The organism is Clostridia bacterium, assembly GCA_014360065.1.
Classification (GTDB): Bacteria; Bacillota; DSM-521; order Neomoorellales; family JACIYF01; genus JACIYF01.
Map to the genome: position 1 here is coordinate 1 of JACIYF010000154.1, position 5138 is coordinate 5138.

At 56.1% G+C, this 5138-nt stretch carries 5 protein-coding genes; all 5 read left to right on the forward strand.

Annotated features, from left to right (window positions below):
• A partial coding sequence (locus H5U02_13900; protein ID MBC7343514.1) for a DEAD/DEAH box helicase occupies window positions 1–2184 on the forward strand: 2184 nt, incomplete at its 5' end.
• 284 nt (window positions 2185–2468) lie between these two features.
• On the forward strand, window positions 2469–3449 hold the full coding sequence (locus H5U02_13905; GenBank protein ID MBC7343515.1) for a ribonuclease H-like domain-containing protein: 981 nt from the start codon (window positions 2469–2471) through the stop codon (window positions 3447–3449).
• 26 nt (window positions 3450–3475) lie between these two features.
• Complete coding sequence (locus H5U02_13910; protein MBC7343516.1) at window positions 3476–4201, forward strand: MFS transporter; 726 nt, start codon at window positions 3476–3478, stop codon at window positions 4199–4201.
• Between the two features lie 3 nt (window positions 4202–4204).
• Window positions 4205–4648: an MFS transporter gene (locus H5U02_13915; GenBank protein ID MBC7343517.1), complete on the forward strand. Its 444-nt coding sequence runs from the start codon at window positions 4205–4207 to the stop codon at window positions 4646–4648.
• 98 nt (window positions 4649–4746) lie between these two features.
• On the forward strand, window positions 4747–5138 hold a 392-nt coding region (locus tag H5U02_13920), incomplete at its 3' end, for an MBL fold metallo-hydrolase (GenBank protein MBC7343518.1).

A 5138-nucleotide genomic window follows, 5' to 3' on the forward strand; every position in this document is an offset into this window, starting at 1 on the left:
CCTGCCCAAGAGCCCAAGTGGGGCCAGCTGGACCCTGAGGTCCAGCTGGCCCCTTCCTTGGTTGCCTATTTGCGCCATCGGGGCCTAAGGCTTTATACTCACCAAGCTGAAGCCATAAACGCGATTGAGCGGGGCCAAAACGTGATGTTGGTTACCCCCACCGCCTCGGGGAAAGCTTTGGCTTACAATCTTCCAGTATTGAGTCATTTACTTGGTGACCCCCAGGCTTGTGCCCTCTACCTTTTCCCTACTAAGTCCCTAGCTCGGGATCAATGGGAGGGGCTGCACGAATTTCCAGTAACGGTGGAGGCTGCCATTTATGACGGGGATACCCCCGATCCGGCTAAGCCCGGCATCCGGGAACGAGCCCGCATCCTAATCACCAACCCCGACATGCTGCACCAGGGGATTCTGCCCAATCATTTAAAGTGGCACTGCTTCCTTTCCCATCTCCGTTTTGTGATAATAGATGAAGTCCATACCTATCGGGGAGTGTTCGGCACCCATGTGGGGCATGTGCTGCGGCGACTAAGGCGCTTGGCCGCGCACCATCGCGCTTACCCCCAGTTTATCCTTTGCTCCGCCACCATTGCCAACCCGGACGAACATGCCCGGCGGCTGACGGGGCTGCCGTTCCGGGTGATTGACAATAATGGTGCGCCCCGGGGCCAGAAAACCTTTGTGCTCTGGCAGCCGCCCTTCCTCGTACCTTACCGGCAGGAGATGGTATGGCTTCTAGATCTCTTGGTCCAAAACCAGGTGCGGACCATTGCTTTTGCCCGCTCCCGGCAAACGGTGGAGCGGGTGGGGCGAGAGGTGCGCCGGCGCTTAACTGCTTTGCCCGACGGTAACCTGGCTAGCCAGATTACTTCTTACCGGGCCGGGTACCTGCCCGACGAAAGGCGGGCCCTGGAAAAGGCTCTGTTCCGTGGAGCGGTGACAGCAGTGGTAGCCACCAATGCGCTGGAGCTGGGCATCGACGTCGGCCATCTGGATGTATCCTTGATTGCTGGCTTTCCGGGGACGGTAGCCTCCCTCTGGCAGCAAGCCGGCCGAGCTGGGCGGCGCCAGAACCAATCCCTCACCATCTTTATCGCGGTGGAAAACCCCCTGGATCAGTTTTTCTTACGGCATCCGCAAGCCCTTTTTTCTAAACCGACCGAGAGCGCTCTTACCGATCCGGCTAACCCCTATATTCTTGGGGGGCATGTGCTGTGCGCAGCCCAGGAGCTTCCCGCTAGGGCGGAAGAAGCCGATGGGCTGCTTTGGCCGCCGGTCTGGCAGGATCTTTTAGCCCTGCATGCTCAGGACGGGCAGTTGGTGGAGCACCAGGGCCGGTACTACTACCTGGGCCAAGATTACCCGGCCGATAAAATTAACCTGCGCTCCAGCTCGAGTCAGGTGTTCCAGCTCCGAGGTTCTCAGGAACCCCATGCTCTAATTGGCATCATGGATGGCGATCGGGTGTTTAGTGAGGCCCACCCAGGGGCTATCTACCTACATCAAGGGGATACCTATTTGGTGCGCCGGTTGGATTTGGAGACCAAGGTGGCCTATCTAGAACCAGCCGAGGTAGATTACTATACCGTGGCTGAGCGTACCAAGACCACCCAGATTTTAGGGGTGCTGAGGGAACGGCCTTTGGGCCCACATGCCCGCTTGCTTCTAGCTCAGCTCCAGGTCACTACCCGAGTGACCGGGTTTGCCAAGAAACAGGAGCCGACGGGCCAGCTGGTGGGGAGAGAGGAACTCGAGCTACCGGAGCAGGTTTTGGAGACCCTGGGCTTGGTCTTAGTGTTAGAGGACCATTTGGCCCAGGAGGTAAATGAAGCTGACCTGGACTTAGCGGGAGGTATACATGCGGTGGAACACGCCACCATTGGGATGTTGCCGCTATTTACCATGGGGGATCGTAACGATTTGGGAGGGCTGTCTACCCCCGAGCATTGTCAGACCGGAGCTCCCACCATTTTTGTTCATGATGCTTATAGTGGCGGCGTTGGTTATGCCCAGGCGGCCTATGAAAAAGCCGAGGAAGTATTGGCGGCCACCCTGGAGGTGGTGGCCCACTGCCGGTGCGAGAATGGATGCTTGTCTTGCATCCACTCTCCTAAATGCTCTAACTTCAATCGACCTCTGGACAAGCGGGCGGCCATATTGATCCTCAGGCGGCTGATTGAGTAAACTGTACTTAACGTATTACCAGTAGAAGTGCCCCATGCGGCCAGCCGCACAACCAGGCATGAAAAGCACGTAAGGGATGCTGGGGGCTGGTCCGGAAGCGATCCAGCACTCAATCGGCAGCAACTAGGACTTAGCTAGTAAGGGTGTCTTAGCACCTGACTGGGCGATGCCTGGTGAACGGATAGGTAAATTGAGTGCTGGGCGCGCAGGATTACGGAGCGGAGGAACAGCGCCCCAGCCAGAAATATATGTTTTTCTGGAGGAGCGGGGGGGAGGCGAAACGGGTGTCTTTGTGGGACAGGCTGGAGGGGATCCGCCAGCAGAGGGTTCGGGAAGCCCGACCCCAGAGCGACCACCGAGCCGAAGTCAAGAATACCTCCTCTGATGCTGGAGATTTCTGCTGTGGGATGGAACTCCAGTTTTTGCTAGGTCCACCCGACCTGCAATGGCCCGCCATCTCCACGGACAGCCTGCTTCATAACTTGCAATTGGTCCGTGGGGTGGGTCCGGTATACGCTCGGCTTTTGAGTAGCGTCGGAAAGAATTCCATTGCTGACCTGATAGAAATTCCCCGCTGGCAGGATAAAGCGGCCTTGGCGCTGGCAGCGGTGGAACAGGGCGATCTGCGTACCTTGCGACTATTGGGAGCCAGCGACTATGAGTTGCTAGCTTATTTTGCCCCCCAAGACCTAGCTTTTATCGATATTGAAACCATCGGTTTATGGATGAATCAGCCTTTGTTTTTGGTCGGGATTCTGACCCTGGCACCTGATGGGGACCGGCTCTGGATAAGACAGTTTTGGGCGCGAAATCTAGCTGAAGAGGCAGAAGTGCTCCGGGCTGCTACTAGCACCTTGTCCAGATATCCGGTAATGGTAAGCTTCAACGGCAAGCGATTTGACCTCCCCTTTATTGAGGGCCGATGTCTGGAGAATGGGCTTGTGCCTCCAACTCCCCGGTTGCACATTGATTTACTATATTGGGCCCGGCGGAGCTACCGACCTTTTCTTCCCGATTGCCGTCTCCAGACCCTGGAACGGTCAGTTTGGGGTCAAGTGAGGGAAAGCGACATTCCTGGAGAGCTCATACCCCAGGCTTACTTCCAATTCCTCCGCACCCGCGACTATAGTATAATAGAAACAATTCTTGAGCATAACCAAAGGGACCTGATCTCGCTGGTGGAGCTTTTTAATCGCTTGGGGCCAGCTGAAGGAGATGAGTCGGTACGGAGACCAGAACCTCACTGCCCGAGCAAGCAAGCCTAGAAACCCTTACCCCGGCCAGAGCGTCTTTGTGGACCAAAGATTTCCTGTTGATCTGCCTTACCAATCTTTTTGTGTTTTTAGGCTTCCAACTATTGATGCCGGTGTTGCCCCTTTATGTAGAAAGCTTGGGCATCGGCGAGGAACTCATTGGGCTGATCGCTGGGGTGTTTACCATCTCGGCAGTATTAATCCGTCCACCCGTAGGCTATGCCTTAGATTGCCGAGGACGGCGCGGCATTTACCTTGCTGGGTTGGCTATATTCGTGCTAACCGTGTTCTCCTACCGGTGGGCGGTTACCGTGGCTTGGTTAATTGGCTTGCGGCTACTGCAGGGGCTGGGCTGGGGAGCTTCAACTACTGCTGCTGGTACCATCGTAGCTGATGTAGTCCCCAGTTCCCGCCGGGCTGAGGGCATGGGGTATTATGGCGTATTTCCTACTTTGGCCATGGCCGTGGCTCCTACCCTCGGATTAGCCATGGCTGAGCGCTACCCTTTCAATCTGGTTTTTACCATTTCTTCCGGTTTAGGACTGCTGGCTTTGGTGCTGGCTACGCAAATCAGTGCCCGACTGGCTCCTAACTGCCATGGGCCCCGGCCCTTTTCCTGGGCCGACCTAGCTGAGCCTAAGGCGTTTAAAGCTGGCCTGGTGATGTTCTTCCTTACTTTGTGCTATGGAGGAGTAGTGACTTTCATTTCCCTTTACGCGGAACAGAGGGGGGTAAATAATATTGGACCCTATTTTGCTGCCTAAGCCGTGTCGCTAATGATCATTCGTCCCTTGGCTGGCCGAGTTGCTGATACCCGGGGTCATGGCCCCGTAGTTATCCCTGGCATTGTCGTAGTAGCCATAGCCATGGTGGCGCTGGCGCTGGCGGACAGCTTGGGCCTGTTCTTGTTGGCTGGTTGTTTGAATGGACTGGGCATGGGATTAGCCCAGCCAAGCCTGCAGGCCATAACTGTAGAAGGGGTAGCCCCCCAGCGGCGCGGAGCTGCCAATGCTACCTTCTTCATCGCTTTTGACTTGGGCATCGGCATCGGGGCCATGCTTTGGGGAGTGGTAGCAGCCCAATGGGGTTATCCGGCTGTGTACGCCGCTTCAGCAGGAGCAGCCTTGGCCGGGTTAGCCATATATATGCGGTATAGCTCAGATCATGCCCAAACGCCTGGCGCGCTTGACGGCTCGAAAGAAGCTGGGTGAAGGAGCTGTTGGCCGATCAGGGGAAGCAGGCACTAAAAAATATAACTAACCCGGGACGACGGGTTAACGGGACAACCCGGAGGTGGAGGATAGACAATATGCTGGAGATAAACGGTATTTACTTGGCCAAAATCCCACTTCCCTTTCCGTTGAAGTGGGTCAACTGTTACCTCATTCCTGACGCTGATGGCTGGGCTGTCATTGATACGGGGGTCAACTACAAGCCGGCCCAGGAGGCTTGGGCCAATGCCTTTCAGGAGGTAAACCTTAGTCCCCAGGCTATCCGCTCCATATACCTCACCCATTATCACCCCGACCATTTGGGGCTGGCAGGTTGGTTGCAGGAACAATCTGGGGCGCAAGTTTTCCTGCTGGACCGGGATTGCCGGATGGCTTCCGTTATTTCCCATCCGGAGCCGACCGATGCTGGAGAACTGGTCAAGATGTTCTTGTCCAATGGCCTTCCCCAAGAATTACTTCCGGATATGAC